At 70.1% G+C, this 13929-nt stretch carries 15 protein-coding genes and 1 tRNA gene; 5 read left to right on the top strand and 11 right to left on the bottom strand.

Translation table 11 applies throughout. The features are described 5' to 3' along the window. Window positions 1–16 precede the first annotated feature (16 nt). The 3 genes from QO011_RS09695 (at window position 17) to QO011_RS09685 (ending at window position 1444) form a co-directional block, all read left to right on the top strand. Window positions 17–688 (top strand): RraA family protein, encoded by a 672-nt coding sequence (locus QO011_RS09695; protein ID WP_307270789.1) that lies wholly within the window; start codon window positions 17–19, stop codon window positions 686–688. Window positions 689–758: 70 nt separating this feature from the next. Further along, complete coding sequence (locus QO011_RS09690) at window positions 759–1073, top strand: DUF6665 family protein (RefSeq protein ID WP_307270786.1); 315 nt, start codon at window positions 759–761, stop codon at window positions 1071–1073. A gap of 8 nt (window positions 1074–1081) precedes the next feature. Further along, window positions 1082–1444, top strand: coding sequence for a hypothetical protein (locus QO011_RS09685; RefSeq protein WP_307270785.1), 363 nt, complete (start codon window positions 1082–1084; stop codon window positions 1442–1444). 16 nt (window positions 1445–1460) lie between these two features. Here the strand turns inward: QO011_RS09685 and QO011_RS09680 are convergent, their stop codons facing one another. The 9 genes from QO011_RS09680 to QO011_RS09640 form a co-directional block, all read right to left on the bottom strand. Then, window positions 1461–2537 (bottom strand): alkene reductase, encoded by a 1077-nt coding sequence (locus QO011_RS09680; RefSeq protein ID WP_307270782.1) that lies wholly within the window; start codon window positions 2535–2537, stop codon window positions 1461–1463. 139 nt (window positions 2538–2676) lie between these two features. Beyond that, the gene (locus tag QO011_RS09675; RefSeq protein ID WP_307270781.1) at window positions 2677–3633 is read right to left on the bottom strand and encodes a helix-turn-helix transcriptional regulator; all 957 of its coding nucleotides are present in this window, start codon (window positions 3631–3633) and stop codon (window positions 2677–2679) included. A gap of 116 nt (window positions 3634–3749) precedes the next feature. After that, on the bottom strand, window positions 3750–4712 hold the full coding sequence (locus QO011_RS09670; protein ID WP_307270780.1) for a formylglycine-generating enzyme family protein: 963 nt from the start codon (window positions 4710–4712) through the stop codon (window positions 3750–3752). A 270-nt stretch (window positions 4713–4982) separates the two neighbouring features. Then, window positions 4983–6032: a non-homologous end-joining DNA ligase gene (gene ligD, locus QO011_RS09665; RefSeq protein ID WP_370881931.1), complete on the bottom strand. Its 1050-nt coding sequence runs from the start codon at window positions 6030–6032 to the stop codon at window positions 4983–4985. A gap of 134 nt (window positions 6033–6166) precedes the next feature. After that, window positions 6167–6520, bottom strand: coding sequence for a hypothetical protein (locus QO011_RS09660; protein ID WP_307270779.1), 354 nt, complete (start codon window positions 6518–6520; stop codon window positions 6167–6169). Between the two features lie 229 nt (window positions 6521–6749). Next, window positions 6750–6823, bottom strand: a tRNA-Gln gene (locus tag QO011_RS09655). Window positions 6824–6920: 97 nt separating this feature from the next. After that, window positions 6921–7850 (bottom strand): carbohydrate kinase family protein, encoded by a 930-nt coding sequence (locus QO011_RS09650; RefSeq protein WP_307270778.1) that lies wholly within the window; start codon window positions 7848–7850, stop codon window positions 6921–6923. A gap of 79 nt (window positions 7851–7929) precedes the next feature. Further along, window positions 7930–8238: an EthD family reductase gene (locus QO011_RS09645; protein ID WP_307270776.1), complete on the bottom strand. Its 309-nt coding sequence runs from the start codon at window positions 8236–8238 to the stop codon at window positions 7930–7932. A 32-nt stretch (window positions 8239–8270) separates the two neighbouring features. Beyond that, complete coding sequence (locus QO011_RS09640) at window positions 8271–9902, bottom strand: HAL/PAL/TAL family ammonia-lyase (protein ID WP_307270774.1); 1632 nt, start codon at window positions 9900–9902, stop codon at window positions 8271–8273. Window positions 9903–10026: 124 nt separating this feature from the next. On the opposite strand from QO011_RS09640, the gene QO011_RS09635 reads away from it, so the two are divergent. Continuing rightward, a complete protein-coding gene (locus QO011_RS09635; RefSeq protein ID WP_307270773.1) occupies window positions 10027–10227 on the top strand; it encodes a hypothetical protein in 201 nt (66 codons plus the stop codon). 66 nt (window positions 10228–10293) lie between these two features. Here the strand turns inward: QO011_RS09635 and glnA are convergent, their stop codons facing one another. Both glnA and QO011_RS09625 read right to left on the bottom strand, forming a co-directional pair. Continuing rightward, a complete protein-coding gene (gene glnA, locus QO011_RS09630; RefSeq protein WP_307270772.1) occupies window positions 10294–11703 on the bottom strand; it encodes a type I glutamate--ammonia ligase in 1410 nt (469 codons plus the stop codon). A gap of 68 nt (window positions 11704–11771) precedes the next feature. Next, window positions 11772–12110: a P-II family nitrogen regulator gene (locus QO011_RS09625; protein ID WP_307270770.1), complete on the bottom strand. Its 339-nt coding sequence runs from the start codon at window positions 12108–12110 to the stop codon at window positions 11772–11774. A gap of 316 nt (window positions 12111–12426) precedes the next feature. Here QO011_RS09625 and QO011_RS09620 point away from each other — a divergent pair, with 316 nt between their 5' ends. Further along, window positions 12427–13926: an NAD(P)H-hydrate dehydratase gene (locus tag QO011_RS09620; RefSeq protein ID WP_307270768.1), complete on the top strand. Its 1500-nt coding sequence runs from the start codon at window positions 12427–12429 to the stop codon at window positions 13924–13926. The last annotated feature ends 3 nt before the right edge of the window (window positions 13927–13929 follow it).

Genomic DNA, 13929 nt, shown 5'->3' with positions numbered 1-13929 from the left:
TCATTTGGACAAGACCATGCTCAAGACCTTCGCCGATTTCGAACGACGTCCGGACCTGCTCTCAAGGTTCGACGCGGTGGCCAGATGCTACTCCGCCTCCTGCGTCTTCGCCGATGTCATGTACCGCACCGGCGTGATGAGCTCGGCGATCAAGCCGCCCTTCAAGGCCAAGGCCGTGGGCCAGGCGCTCACCGTGCAGCTCTCCAAGGGCGACCTGGTCGACCCGCTGAAAGCCCTGGAGATGGGCCAGGCCGGCGACATCATCGTGGTCGATGCCGGCGGCGACACCGAGACCTCGGTCTGCGGCGGCCTGATGGGCGGCCTCGCCAGGAACCGCGGCATCCGCGGCATGATCGTCGACGGCGCCGGGCGCGATATCGACGAGCTGGAGGATATCGGCTGGCCGATCTGGACCCGCGCCATCACCGCCCGCGGCACCCACACCATGTTCTCCGGCCGCAAGGAGGAGCTCTCCATCAACGTGCCGGTCGCCTGCGGCGGCATCCTCGTCCATCCCGGCGACTTCATCGTCGCCGACACCATCGGCATCGCGGTGGTGCCGCTCGGCAAGGCCGAGGAGGTGGTCGAGCTCGCCCGCGAGCAGGCCGAGCGGGAGCAGGGCACCCGCGAATGGGTGGCCAAGGGCAAGACCGTGGAAGATCTCCTCGCCGAGTTCGGCCGCATCTGAAGCCTGCGCCACATCGCCGCCGCTGTTCCCGGTTGCGCCGCGCCGGCGACGGCGCGACCATGGCTCTGGCATGACAGTCCGCCCACCCAGCACGATCGGCCGCGCCTCGCCCGTCGAGACCGGCTTCGACGTCCTCGGCCATGAGGTGCGTGCCGAGCAGGCCGCGAGCCTCGGCCATGCCGGACGCAAGGTCGAGACCGCGATCGCGGCCCTGCGCGGCTTCGACGGGCCGGCGGAGGAGCGCAAGGCGCTGCTCTCGGCGGCCGCGTGGGCGGTGCATGCCTATTTCATCCAGCGCGAGCTGCTCGGCCTGCGCAACACGGCGCAGACCATCCGCGACTACGGCATTCCGGGCGAGGTGCTGGCGCGCCTCGGCGCGAGCTGAGCGCTTCCGTGTCCGGTCCCGACGATCTGATCAAAGTCTCGATTGCGGGGTGGGTCGACGACTATCAACCGGGTTTCGTCGAATGTCGTTTCGATGACCGGTTTGGCACGACTTGGCGTCTTCTGGTGAAGGTGCCCTATGTGACGACGGCGGAGCTGGGGCGGGACAGTTGCTATCCCCAACCGGGCGAATTGCCCTGCCACGTTACATCCCGAGGCCACGACGCGAGCGGCCGGGGTGTCGTCTGGATCGAGACCGATTGGCCGAGTTCGGTTGCACCGATCGAGGGGACGACCCGGTTCGAGGTTTTCGAGGAGCAGATGGCGAAGGAGTGCTTCGATGACGGGAGGGGACGAGACGGGTCTCGCTGACCGCTGACTGAGCCCATCACGTCGCCGTTCCATAGTCGATATAGCCGCGCTTGCCGCCCTCGTACCACGTTGCCATCTCGTCCGCCGCCAGCGGCATGCCCTTCGCGAGGCGCGCCGGCAGGTCGGGATTGGCGATGAAGGGGCGGCCGAAGGAGACGGCGTCGGCCTCGCCGGCATCGAGCGCCGCCTGCGCCCTGGCGCCGTCATAGTCGGAGTTGAGCACGAAGGGGCCGTCGAAGGCGGCGTGCATGCGCGGGGCGATCGGCGGCCGCTCGGCCCGGCCGTTGGTGCCCTCGAAGCCGGGCTCGCGCACCTCCAGGAAGGCGATGCCGAGCTTGGACAGGGCCGTGGCCGCCGCCTCGAACAGCGGGCCGGGATTGCTGTCGTTGACACCCTGGCGCTCCTCGTTCGGGGAGAGGCGCACCGCGGTGCGGTCGGCGCCGACGGCCTCGACGACGGTCTCGGTCACCTCGATGAGGAAGCGGATGCGGTTCTCGATCGAGCCGCCATAGGCGTCGTCGCGGAAATTGGCGTTGTCGCGCAGGAACTGGTCGATGAGATAGCCGTTCGCCGCATGGATCTCGACGCCATCGAAGCCGGCGGCGCGGGCGTTGAGCGCGGCGGTCCGGTAGTCGCCGAGGACGCTGCGGATGTCCTCGGCCGTCATCGCCCGTGCCTGGACATGCGGCTGCTTGCCCTCATAGGTCCGCGCCAGACCGGTCATGGTGGTGGCCGAGGAGGAGATCGGCTGCCCGCGGCCGGGCAGGCTGGGATGCACCAGCCGCCCCATGTGCCAGAGCTGCGAGAAGATCAGCCCGCCGGCCTGGTGCACGGCGGCGGTGATCGGCCGCCATGCCTCGACCTGCGCCGCGCTCCAGATCCCCGGCGCGTGGGGCCAGCCCAGGCCCTGCGCGCTGATCCCGGTCGCTTCCGTGAGGATCAGGCCGGCGCCGGCCCGCTGGCGGTAATAGTCGATCATCATCGAGGTCGGCACGTGATCCATGGTGCCGCGCCCACGGGTGAGCGGCGCCATCAGGATGCGGTTGCGGGCGAGGATCGCGCCGAGGCGGATCGGATCGAACAGCGTGGGCAAGGCGGGGAGCTCCGATGAGATGGCGATCGGCACGGGACGGCTGCGGCCGGCATCCCGACAGATAGGCATCGCGCCGGCAAAGTGCAGGCACCTTGTCGGACTTCGTGCCGTCGCCATGCGCGATCGGCATGCCCGCCGGTCAGACGGCCAGCCCCGCGGCCGACCTCTGCCGGAGGGCCCGGGTCTCCGAAGGCATTTCGCCGAACATGGCGCGATAGGCCCGGGCGAAGCGGCCGGAGTCCCAGAAGCCGTGGTCGAAGGCGAGGCTGGCAATGCTGCGCCCCTTCCCGTCGCCTCGCTGCAGCGCGGTCCGGACCTGGCCGAGGCGACGGTTGCGCAGATAGGTCGCCGGTCCGATGCCGAGGGTGCGGGCAAAAGCGCGCTGGAGCGAACGGCGCGATACGCCGAGTTCGGCGCAGATCTGCGAGATGTGCAGAGGCTCGGCGCTGCGCGCCCGCACGAGGTCCTCCACCGAGCGGATCAGCCGGCTCTCGGGATATTCGCCGCCGCGCTCGGGCTGCTGCATCAGGATGCCGGTGGCGAACGCCTCGACGATCGCACGCCCGAACAGGGCCGCGCCGCGGCCGGGGAGGTCCGCGGCGCCGCCTCGCACCGCGGCGACCATCCGGCCGACGATCCGGGCCGTGTGCGCCTGCACCTCGATGGGTGGGCGGCAATGGCGGATCCGCGACCAGAAGGCGGGATCGCCGAGGTCCGGCTCGGTGGCGAACAGCGCGGCAAGCCGGTCGACCGGGAGGGAGACGGTGGCATAGGCCGAGCGGCCGATGAAGCGCCCCTCCTGCTCCGAGCCGCTGGGGAACAGCACGGCGTCGCCCGGACGCGTGTCCCAGGACCATTGCCAGCAGCCATCGGTCTCCAGCATCATGCCGATGGTGACCTGCTCGGCGTTCATCAGCCCGCGTGCCCGGATGCTGGAGCCGAATTCGCCGGCGCTGAGGCAAACCGTATCGATCGGCGCGTGGAACAGGCGCCCCTGCAAGGGGCCTGGGGCGAGCGGCACGATTTCGAGATCCGCCCCGGCGACTGCCTGGTTCAGATCCTCGATGCCCCGGATCTCGGCCGACCACAACGCCATGTTCTTTCTCGATCGCCGAACGCGGCGATGGGAAGGACGCTATCGCAAGGGTTGCGTCTCGCCAATCCCGCCGTGGCCCGGCGGCGGCATGCGGCACCACCCGCCGGACCGGGCCCCTACCGGCCCGCCGCGCCATCGCGCACCACGCAGCGAAAGCCGATATGGCTGGTCGAGGTGTCGACGGCCTCGGCATGGCGGGCCGCCGGACGATAGCGGCGGCAATAGCCCGGCGCGCAGAGGTGCGAGCCGCCCTTCAGCACCCTGCGCGGGATGCGGATGGCGGGCTGGCCGGGATCGTAGCTCGCCGCTTCCGACCCGCCGCGCGGGTTCACCGGCACGCAGCAGGCCTTGGGCGCGTCGGCGGGGTGGCGGGCCGACCACCAGTCGCTGGTCCATTCCCAGGCATTGCCGATCATGTCGAGGACGCCGTAGCCGTTCGGGGGAAAGGCGGTGACCGGCGAGGTGCGGGCATAGCCGTCCTCCCGGCTGTTCTCGTGCGGGAACGCGCCCTGCCAGGTGTTGGCCATGTGCCGCCCCGCCGGCGTGAACTCGTCGCCCCAGGCGAACTCGGCGCCCTCCAGCCCGCCACGGGCGGCGAACTCCCATTCCGCCTCGGTCGGCAGCGCCTTGCCGGCCCAGGCGGCATAGGCCTCGGCATCGCGATAGGCGACATGCACCACGGGATGGTCGTCGAGGCCCTTGATCGAGGAGCCGGAACCGTAGGGCTTGCGCCAGTGGGCGCCGACCTTGAACGTCCACCACTGCGACCAGTCGTCGAGGCCGACGGCGTGGGAGGGCGGGTTGAACACCAGCGAGCCCGCCCGCAGCAGGTGCGGCAGCGCCCCGGGATAGTCCTTCGGGTCCGGCGCGATCTCGGCGGAGGTGACATGGCCCGTCGCCGCGACGAAGGCACGGAACTGCCGGTTGGTGACGGGCGCGGCGTCGATCCAGAAGCCGTCGACCGTGACGCGGTGGGCCGGCGCCTCCTCGGCATAGTGGCTGTCCGAGCCCATGCGGAAGCTGCCGCCTGGGATGCGGATCATGGCCGCGGTCTCGTCCTGTCCGGCGCCGTCCGCCATGCCCGGTCCGCTCTCCCGACGGTCCGCCGTCCGGACCCGTCGAGCACGATCGAGCGCGTCGCCGGCGCTTCGTCAAGCGCCTTCTCGACCGGCGGCGCGCACTAGATGCCGCCGCGGTTCGAGAGCTGGTCGTCGGGCGCCGTCGCCGCGCGCCCTCAGGCAGCCACGGCGTTGCTGACCGCCGGCACCAGCAGGGAGAAGAAGCGGTCCGCGACGACCGCGGGATCGATGGCCGCCGCGGCGAATGTCAGCGGGCAACGTGGAGGGTGTTCACGCGTCGATCCGGCACACCCCGGCCGCGTCCGCCTCGTCGCGCAGGCCCTTGAACGAGGGGTGCCGGAGCGTCCCGTCCTTCGTCCACCCGCGATGCTCGATCTCGGCGACCCGGACGGGCTTCACCCAGACGATGCGTCTGTCCTTGATCGGCAGTTGCGGCTTGCCGGTGCGGATCCGGTCCAGCTCCTCGCGCAGCGCCCAGGCCGAAAGCTGGGTGAAGCCGATGCCGACCTCGCCGACATGGACCAGCGCGTCGCCGCGCCGCGCCGCGAGCACCAGGCTGTCGATGGCGCCGGGAAGCGTGGCCGAGGGCTCGTAGCCGATCACCGCGAAGCTGTCGGACTGCGCGCATTTGACCTTCAGCCAGTCGTCGTGCCGGCCGCTGCGATAGGGGCGGTCGCGATGCTTGGCGACGACGCCTTCGAGCCCCTGCTTGCAGGCGGCGCGCAGAAGCGCCTCGCCCCCGGCGGCGATCTCCTCGGACAGGCGGATCGCCCCCGAGCCGCCGGCGGGCACGATCGTCTCCAGCATCTGCCGGCGCTCGGCGAGAGGCATGCGGCCGATGTCGCGTCCGTCCGCATACAGCAGGTCGAAGGCGTAGAGGACCGCCTCGACGGCGGCGCGCGTGCCGCCACCGCCGCCGAGCGCCCGTTGCAGCAGGCCGAAATCGGAACGGCCCTCGCCGTCCAGAACCACGGCCTCGCCGTCGAGGATCAGCGTGGCGGGGCCGAGGGCGCGCGCCGCATCGGCGATGGCCGGGAAGCGATGCGTCCAGTCGTGGCCGGCGCGCGTCAGCAGCCGCACGCCGCTGGGCTCGACATGCACGGCGAGCCTGTACCCGTCGAGCTTGACCTCATAGGCCCAATCGGCCCCCGTCGGCAGCTTCGGCGCCAGCAGCGCCAGGCAAGGCTCGATCCGCGTCGGCATCGGATCGAGCGCGAGCGCCGGCTGGGCCGGATCGATGCGCGAGGGCAGGGCGCGCCGGACCATGGCGGCCGGCGGCAGGCCGTGCGCGCGGCTGCGCGGGTGTCTGGGCTTTGCCATGCCGGCATTGCACGCACAAAACCCTTAAAAGGCGATGTAACGAATCGCACAGCGGAGCACGGCTGTTCCGGCGCCGAGTGGAAGACACCCCGGCTAGGGGCGCACTCCGGCGCCCGCGGCCAACCGGCGAGGGATCACTTGGACCAGTGCGCGACGACTTCCTTCTTCGCCGTCATCACCGCGTACTTCTTCCCCACCTTCTTGATGAGAAAGCAATTCTCCGTTCCTTTGCCCCAGGTCGAGCAATAGCCGTCGGTCGAGAGGCGCCATTTGCCGGTCTCGCCCTTTTTCTGCCCTTTGGACACGACCTCCGCCGAACCGTCCGCCTTCAAGGTGATCGTCCGCGCTTTCCCGGCCAGCGTCTCCGCCGTGAAGGGAACGCCCGTCACAAACGTCGTCTTGATCTGATCCGGAGTGAGGAACTCCGCGGCGTGAACCGCCGGGACGGAGCCGATGACGATCATGAGTCCCAATGTGAATCGCCGCATCATAAGGCTCCTCGTCCGATGCCTGCCGTGCAACGCGGACCCTACACCACACGTGTGACAGGCCGAGCCCCAAACAGCATTCTCTTCGTCGGTCCGCGAAGAGAGATGCCACACGGTTACGGCGCGTCCGGCCCGCCTCGACGGATCGGCCGCGCGCCGCTCCCTCCCCGGATGCGGCACTTTGCCGGCGCGGGACGAAGACGGCGATGATTCGTCGAGTCGTTCGGCGTGGCTGGGGGACCTGGATTCGAACCAAGATTAACGGAGTCAGAGTCCGCTGTTCTACCGTTGAACTATCCCCCACCAGGCGGTGGTCCGCGGCGCCGCCGGCGCCGCGAGGCCGGTTCCATAGCGAACGGCGTCCGCGTTGACAAGCCTCTCGCGCGGCAAAAGCGCCCCGTCAGATCATCTCGTGATCCCAGGGCGGATCGGCGCCTTCGCGCGACACGGTGATGGCGGCGGTGCGGGCGGCATAATCCATGGCGCGGCGCACGACCTCCTCGGTGATGCCGTCGAGCCTGTCGATGGCGAGCACGCCCTCGCGCTGCAGCACCGTGAGCAGGCCGCTGGAATAGCTGTCGCCGGCGCCCACCGTGTCGGCCACCTGATCGACATGCACCACCGGCCGCACCATGGAGAAGCCGCGGCCATAGCCGGTGGCGCCGTGGCTGCCGTCGGTGATCACCACCAGGCTGGCGCCCCTGTGCACCAGCGCGCGCGCCCAGCCGTCCGGATTCACCGAAGCGTCCAGCCACATCAGGTCGGCCTTGGAGATCTTGATGATGTCGGCCGTCTCGGTCATCCGCTTCATGCGGGCCCGGTACTCGTCGGCGTCGCCGACCACGGTCGGGCGCACGTTCGGGTCCATGCCGAGCACGCGATGGCCCTTGTTGGCGAGGAACAGCGTCTCATAGGCGGAGGCGATGGGGTCGTTGATCAGCGCCACCGAGCCGGTCCACAGCATGCTGACGTCGGGCAGCAGCGCCGGCGCGTCGTGCTCGGGGTCGAACAGGCGGTTGGCCGAGGCCTCGTCGATGAAGGCATAGTGCGGCTCGCCGTCGCCGAGCGAGACGAAGGCCAGCATCGAGGGCCGCCGCGCCCGCACCGTGTAGCGCAGCGACACGCGCGCGCGCTCCAGCGCCTCGGCGAGCTGGTCGCCGAAGAAGTCGGTGGAGAGGGCGGCGCAGAAGCCGACCTCGCCGCCGAGGCGCCCGATGCCGACCGCCGTGTTGAACGGGCTGCCGCCGACGGCGGGCCGGTAGGCGTCGCGGCCGTCGGCGCTCTTGACGGGCAGGAAGTCGATCAGGGCTTCGCCGCAGACGACGATCATGGTGTTCCTCGGGGGCTCTCGGCGTTGGTCTTGGACGCGCCCGGCGGCGCGACGGCTTGGTGCAGGCTCCGGGTCCGTCTCAGACGGGCTCGGTGTCGAAGACGAGGAGGTCGACCCCGCCATCGGCGAAGTTGGCGAGGTCGGCGGCGGCCGCCTTGCCCTCGGGCGAGGCGAAGGCCGCCTCGATGGCGGCGAGGGATTCGAAGGTCAGCGTCGCCACCAGATGGATCGACGACGGCCCGGCGGGCGTGGCGACGGTGCCGCGGCTGATGTCATAGGCCTTGAGGCCCGGGATCGCCTTGGCGACCGGGATGTGGGTCGCGGCGTAGTAGCGGTCGAAGGCGTCGCGGTCCTTCGGCGTCTTGTAGAGCACCAGGATCCTGGCCATGGCTTCCCCTCCCGCGGCGTCGGGCCGCCGTTCTATTCCAGCGCTCCCACCGCCTCCTCCACTGCCGCCACGATGGTGCCGGAGCGGGCGAGGTCGAGGATGGCAGCCAGTTCGTGATGATACCAGCGGTCGCCGGCGAGCGCCGGCTCGATTCTGGCCCGGATCGCCTCGAGGGCGGCGCGTGACCCCCGTCCGATCGGATGGTCCTTGCTGCGCTCGGCCACCAGCGACAGCGCCTGGGCCGCCAGCAGCATCTCGACCGCGACGATCTGCTCGACATTCTCCACGATGGTGCGGGCCTTGCGGGCGCACCAGGTGGAGTTGGAGACGTGGTCCTCGGCATTGCCCTTGCCGGGGATCGAATCGACCGAGCCGGGCGTGGCCAGCGAACGGTTCTCCATCACCAGGGCCGACATCGAGCACTGCACCGTGGCATAGCCGGTGTTGAGGCCGCGCTGGCCGGCCACCAGGTTGCGCGGCAGGCCGTAGCTCATCGCCGGGTCGATCAGGCGGGCGAGGCGCCGCTCGGAGATGGCGCCGAGGTCAGCCATGGCGATGGCGAGCAGATCCATGGCCTGGGCGACATAGGCGCCATGGAAATGCCCGCCGGAGATCGAGACGAAGCGGTCGTCCCCGTCCGCGAACATCAGCGGGTTGTCGGTGGCCGAGTTCATCTCGGTCGTCAGGATGCCGTCGATATAGTCGAGCGCGTCGGCGACCGGCCCGTGCACCTGCGGCGCGCAGCGCAGGGAATAGACGTCCTGCACCCGCAGCGGGATCGGTTTCGCCGGATCGCGCGTCTCGTCGGGATAGAGCACCGCCCGCGCCGCCTCCGAGCAGCGGCGGGACTCGCCGGCGATGCGCAGCACGTTGCGCGCCACCCGCGCCTGGCCGGGATGGGGGCGGGCGGCGTGGACGCGCTGGTCGAAGGCGGCGAGCTCGCCGCGCAGCGCCTCGAGCGACAGGCAGAGCGCCACGTCGGCATGCTTGCGGATGCGCCCGGCATCCTCGGCCGCCAGCGTCGCGATGGCCAGCGACACCGTCGAGCCGTTGATGATGGCCGAGGCTTCCTTGGCGCCCATCGGATAGTCCGGCGCCAGGCCCGCCCGGCGTGCCGCCTCGGGGGCCGGGTAGATCCGGCCCTTGTACTCGACCGCGACGTCCTCGAAGCCGCGGATGGCGCCGGCGAGATAGGCGAGGGGGGCGAGGTCGCCGGAAGCCCCGACCGAGCCCTTGGCCGGGATCACCGGATGCAGCCCGGCATTGAGGAAGCCGGTCAGCCGGTCGATCAGCCCGAGCGTCGCGCCGGAATAGGCCGAGGCGAAGGCGTTGGCGCGCAGCAGCATGGTGGCGCGCACCGCATCGCGCGGCAGCGGCTCGCCGATGCCCGTGGCATGGGCGCGGATCGTCTGGTCCTGGTAGCGCGCCATGTCGGCGATCGGGATGCGCACGTCCTTGAACAGGCCGACGCCGGTGTTGAAGGCGTACATCAGCGGCGCGTCGTCGGTGAGCCAGTTGCGCTCGATATAGGCGCGCGCCTCGCCGATGCGCTCGCGCGCCGCCGGGGCGAGCACCGCCTTCTCCCAGCGGCCGGCAGGGCCGGGGCGCGCCGCCCGCACCACCTTCTGCCCGGTCATGCGTCGGCCGTCGATGGTCACCGCCATGGCGCGTCCCTTCCGTTCTCTCCGCTCTTACATCGGCGCGAGCGCCGTCACAATCGGCGGAAAACAGCCTTCGTTAAGGATGCGGAGCCATCATGCGGTCCGCATGCGACCGAGGAGCGAACCGATGTCCCCGATCGACCCCGAACTGGAGCTGGCGCTGCTGCAGCAGGCCGCGGTCCTCGCCGGGGAGGCGTTCGGCCCATGCTTCGATCTCGACGAGGCCGGGATGCCGGACAACCCGTTCGACGCCGCCGCCGACATGATGCGCTTCGCCGCCGTCCCCGACGAGGCCGGCGCGCCGGCGGTGGCGGGCGTCGCCTCGTAGAGCCTCCCCCAAGAAAAAAGCCGGGGCGAGAGGCCCCGGCCGGTTCAGACGTCCGATCCAAGAGGATCAGACGGAATAGTACATCTCGAACTCGACGGGATGCGGCGTGTGCTCGAAGCGGATCACCTCGGCCATCTTCAGCTCGATGAACGAGTCGATGAAGTCGTCGGTGAACACGCCGCCCTTCTTCAGGAACTCGCGGTCCTTGTCGACGGCGGCGAGCGCCTCGCGCAGCGAGCCGCAGACGGTCGGGATCTTCTTCAACTCCTTCGGCGGCAGGTCGTAGAGGTCCTTGTCCATCGCCGAGCCGGGATCGATCTTGTTGAGGATGCCGTCCATGCCGGCCATGAACAGGGCCGAGAAGCACAGATAGGGGTTGGCCGCCGGATCGGGGAAGCGGGTCTCGACGCGCTTGGCCTTCGGGCTGGAGGTGTAGGGGATGCGGTTCGAGGCCGAGCGGTTGCGGGCCGAATAGGCCAGCAGCACCGGCGCCTCGAAGCCCGGGACCAGGCGCTTGTAGGAGTTGGTCGTCGGGTTGGAGAAGGCGTTGATCGCCTTGGCGTGCTTGATGATGCCGCCGATGTACCACAGGCATTCCTGCGACAGGTCGGCATATTTGTTGCCGGCGAAAACCGGCTTGCCGCCCTTCCAGATCGACTGGTGCACATGCATGCCCGAGCCGTTGTCGCCGTAGACGGGCTTGGGCATGAAGGTCGCGCTCTTGCCGTAGGTCTGCGCCACCTGGTGGATGCAGTACTTATAGATCTGCAGGTGGTCGGCCATGGTCACCAGCGTGCCGAACTTCATGCCGAGCTCGTGCTGGGCCGAGGCGACCTCGTGGTGATGCTTCTCGACCACGACGCCCATCTGCTGCATGGCGGCGAGCATTTCGGAGCGCATGTCCTGCGCCGAATCCATCGGCGGCACCGGGAAGTAGCCGCCCTTCTTGGCGATGCGGTGGCCGAGATTGCCGCCCTCGTACTCGGTGTCGAAGTTGGTGGGCAGCTCCACCGAGTCGAGCTTGAAGCCGGTGTTGTAGGGATCGGCCTTGAAGCGCACGTCGTCGAACACGAAGAACTCGGCCTCGGGGCCGAAATAGGCCGCGTCGCCGATGCCGGTGGACTTCAGGTAGGCCTCGGCCTTCTTGGCGATGCCGCGGGGATCGCGGCCATAGGGCTCGCCCGTGGTCGGCTCGACCACGTCGCAGGTGATGGAGAGCGTCGAGGCGGAGAAGAAGGGATCGAGCACCGCGGTGGTGGGATCCGGCATCAGGCACATGTCGGATTCGTTGATCGCCTTCCAGCCGGAGATCGAGGAGCCGTCGAACATCGTGCCTTCGGCGAAGGTTTCCTCCTCGACCAGGCTCTGGTCGAAGGTGACGTGCTGCCATTTCCCGCGCGGATCGGTGAAGCGGAAGTCGACATATTTGACGTCGTTGTCCTTGATGAACTTCAGGACGTCCTTGGCAGTCTTCATTGTGTGCAAACCTTTCCCTAGTTCATGCACAGTGTCTTGATCGCCACGCCGCGCGACGGAGCCTGGCTTCAGATGGCGTCGAGACCGCTTTCACCGGTGCGGATGCGGATCGCTTCCTCGACGTTCAGAACGAAGATCTTGCCGTCGCCGATGCGGCCGGTCTGGGCCGCCTTGCGGATCGCATCGATGGCGCGATCGGCCCGGTCGTCCGGCACCACCACCTCGATCTTCACCTTGGGAAGAAAATCGACGACATATTCTGCGCCCCGATAGAGCTCGGTGTGGCCCTTCTGACGCCCGAATCCCTTCGCCTCCGTGACGGTGATACCCTGCAGCCCGACCTCCTGCAGCGCCTCCTTCACCTCGTCCAGCTTGAAAGGCTTGATGATGGCCTCGATTTTCTTCATGAGCTCTCCTCAGCTTCCCGGCATTTTCGCAAGGAAACCCCCTCGCTGTTAGCAGGTCGCGTGCCAATCGGCCAACGGTAAAAATCGATGGCGAGATCAAGATGTTATGCCGATCGACGTCATGGATGGCACATTTCTGGCCAGCAGATTGCCCAAACTTTCGGCTGTCTGCCAACAAAATATGCGGCCCGATGCGGCCGGGTGAAGCAGGCGGCGGCGCGCCGCACGCGTTTTGGGCAGAGTCGGGGCCGGTGATGCCGTTTCGCGGGCATTGCCCGGCCGGCGACCGGCGGCGACCTCTTGGAGACGGTGGGCCATGCACGAGCTTCTGACGCCGGCCGAGATGGCCGAGGCCGACCGCCTGACCATCGCCGCCGGCACGCCGGGCATCGAGCTGATGGAGCGGGCAGGGCGGGCCGTGGCCGACGTCGTCGGCCGCCGCCCGCTCTCGACGCCGGTGCTGGTGCTCTGCGGCCCCGGCAACAATGGCGGCGACGGCTTCGTCGCCGCGCGCATCCTCACCGAGCGCGGCTTTCGCGTCCGCCTCGCCCTGGCCGGGCCCCGCGATGCCCTCCGGGGCGATGCGGCGCTGGCGGCGGCCCGCTGGCGCGGGCCGGTGGAGGACGCCTTCGCCGCGCCGCTGGACCCGTCCGGCGTCATCGTCGACGCCCTGCTCGGCGCCGGCCTCGCCCGCGACGTCGCTGGCGCGATGGCCGCGCTGATCGACCGCGTCAACCGCGGCGGCCGGCCGGTGGTGGCGGTGGACCTGCCCTCCGGCATCGACGGCGCCTCCGGGCTGGTGCGCGGCATCGCCGTGCGGGCGGGGGAGACGGTCACCTTCTTTCGCCGCAAGCCCGGCCATGTGCTGCTGCCGGGCCGGCTGCATTGCGGCGCGGTCCGCCTCGCCCAGATCGGCATCGCCGGGGCGGTGCTGGAGCGGATCGCGCCCCGGCTATTCCTGAATGTCCCGGCCCTGTGGCGCCCTGCCTTCCCGGTGCTGGCGGTCGACGGCAACAAGTATCGCCGCGGGCACGCGCTCGCGGTGTCCGGCGGCATCGAGGCGACCGGCGCCGCCCGCATGGCGGCGCGGGCGGCCCTGCGCATCGGCGCCGGCCTGGTGACGGTCGCCGCCCCCTCGAGCGCCCTGATGGTGCTCGCCGGCGCGCTCGAGGCCGTGATGGTGCGTCGCGCCGACGGTGCAGCGGGCCTCGGGCGGCTCCTGGAGGATGCGCGCCGCAACGCCGTGGTGATGGGGCCGGGCCTCGATCCCGACGAGGAGACGCGGGCCATGGTCGAGGCGGTGTTCGCCGCGCCGCGGCCCCTGGTGCTCGATGCCGGGGCCATCACCGCCTTCGCCGCGGACCCGGAGCGATTGTTCCGCGGCGTCGCCGCGAGCGCGACGCCCACGGTGCTGACGCCGCATGACGGCGAGTTCGCGCGGCTGTTCGCCGGCGCGGTGGAGCCGGGCGCCGGCAAGAGCGAGCGGGCGCTGCGCGCTGCGCGCCTCGCCGGCGCCGTGGTGGTGCTGAAGGGGCCGGACACGGTGGTGGCCGCGCCGGACGGCCGGGCCGCGATCGCCGACAATGCTCCGCCGACCCTCGGCACCGCCGGCTCCGGCGACGTGCTCGCCGGCATGATCGGCGGCCTCATGGCCCAGGGCATGCCGGCCTTCGAGGCGGCGAGCGCCGCGGTGTGGATGCACGGCGCCGCGGCGCAGCGCTTCGGGCGCGGGCTGATCGCCGAGGACCTGCCGGACCTGCTGCCCGGCGTGCTGCAGGCGCTCGAAACCGACGAGGACGGGGCAGGGGGCGATTGAGAG

This window comes from Labrys wisconsinensis, assembly GCF_030814995.1.
In the GTDB taxonomy this organism is placed as follows: domain Bacteria; phylum Pseudomonadota; class Alphaproteobacteria; order Rhizobiales; family Labraceae; genus Labrys; species Labrys wisconsinensis.
This window is presented reverse-complemented; position numbering and strand designations above follow the sequence as displayed.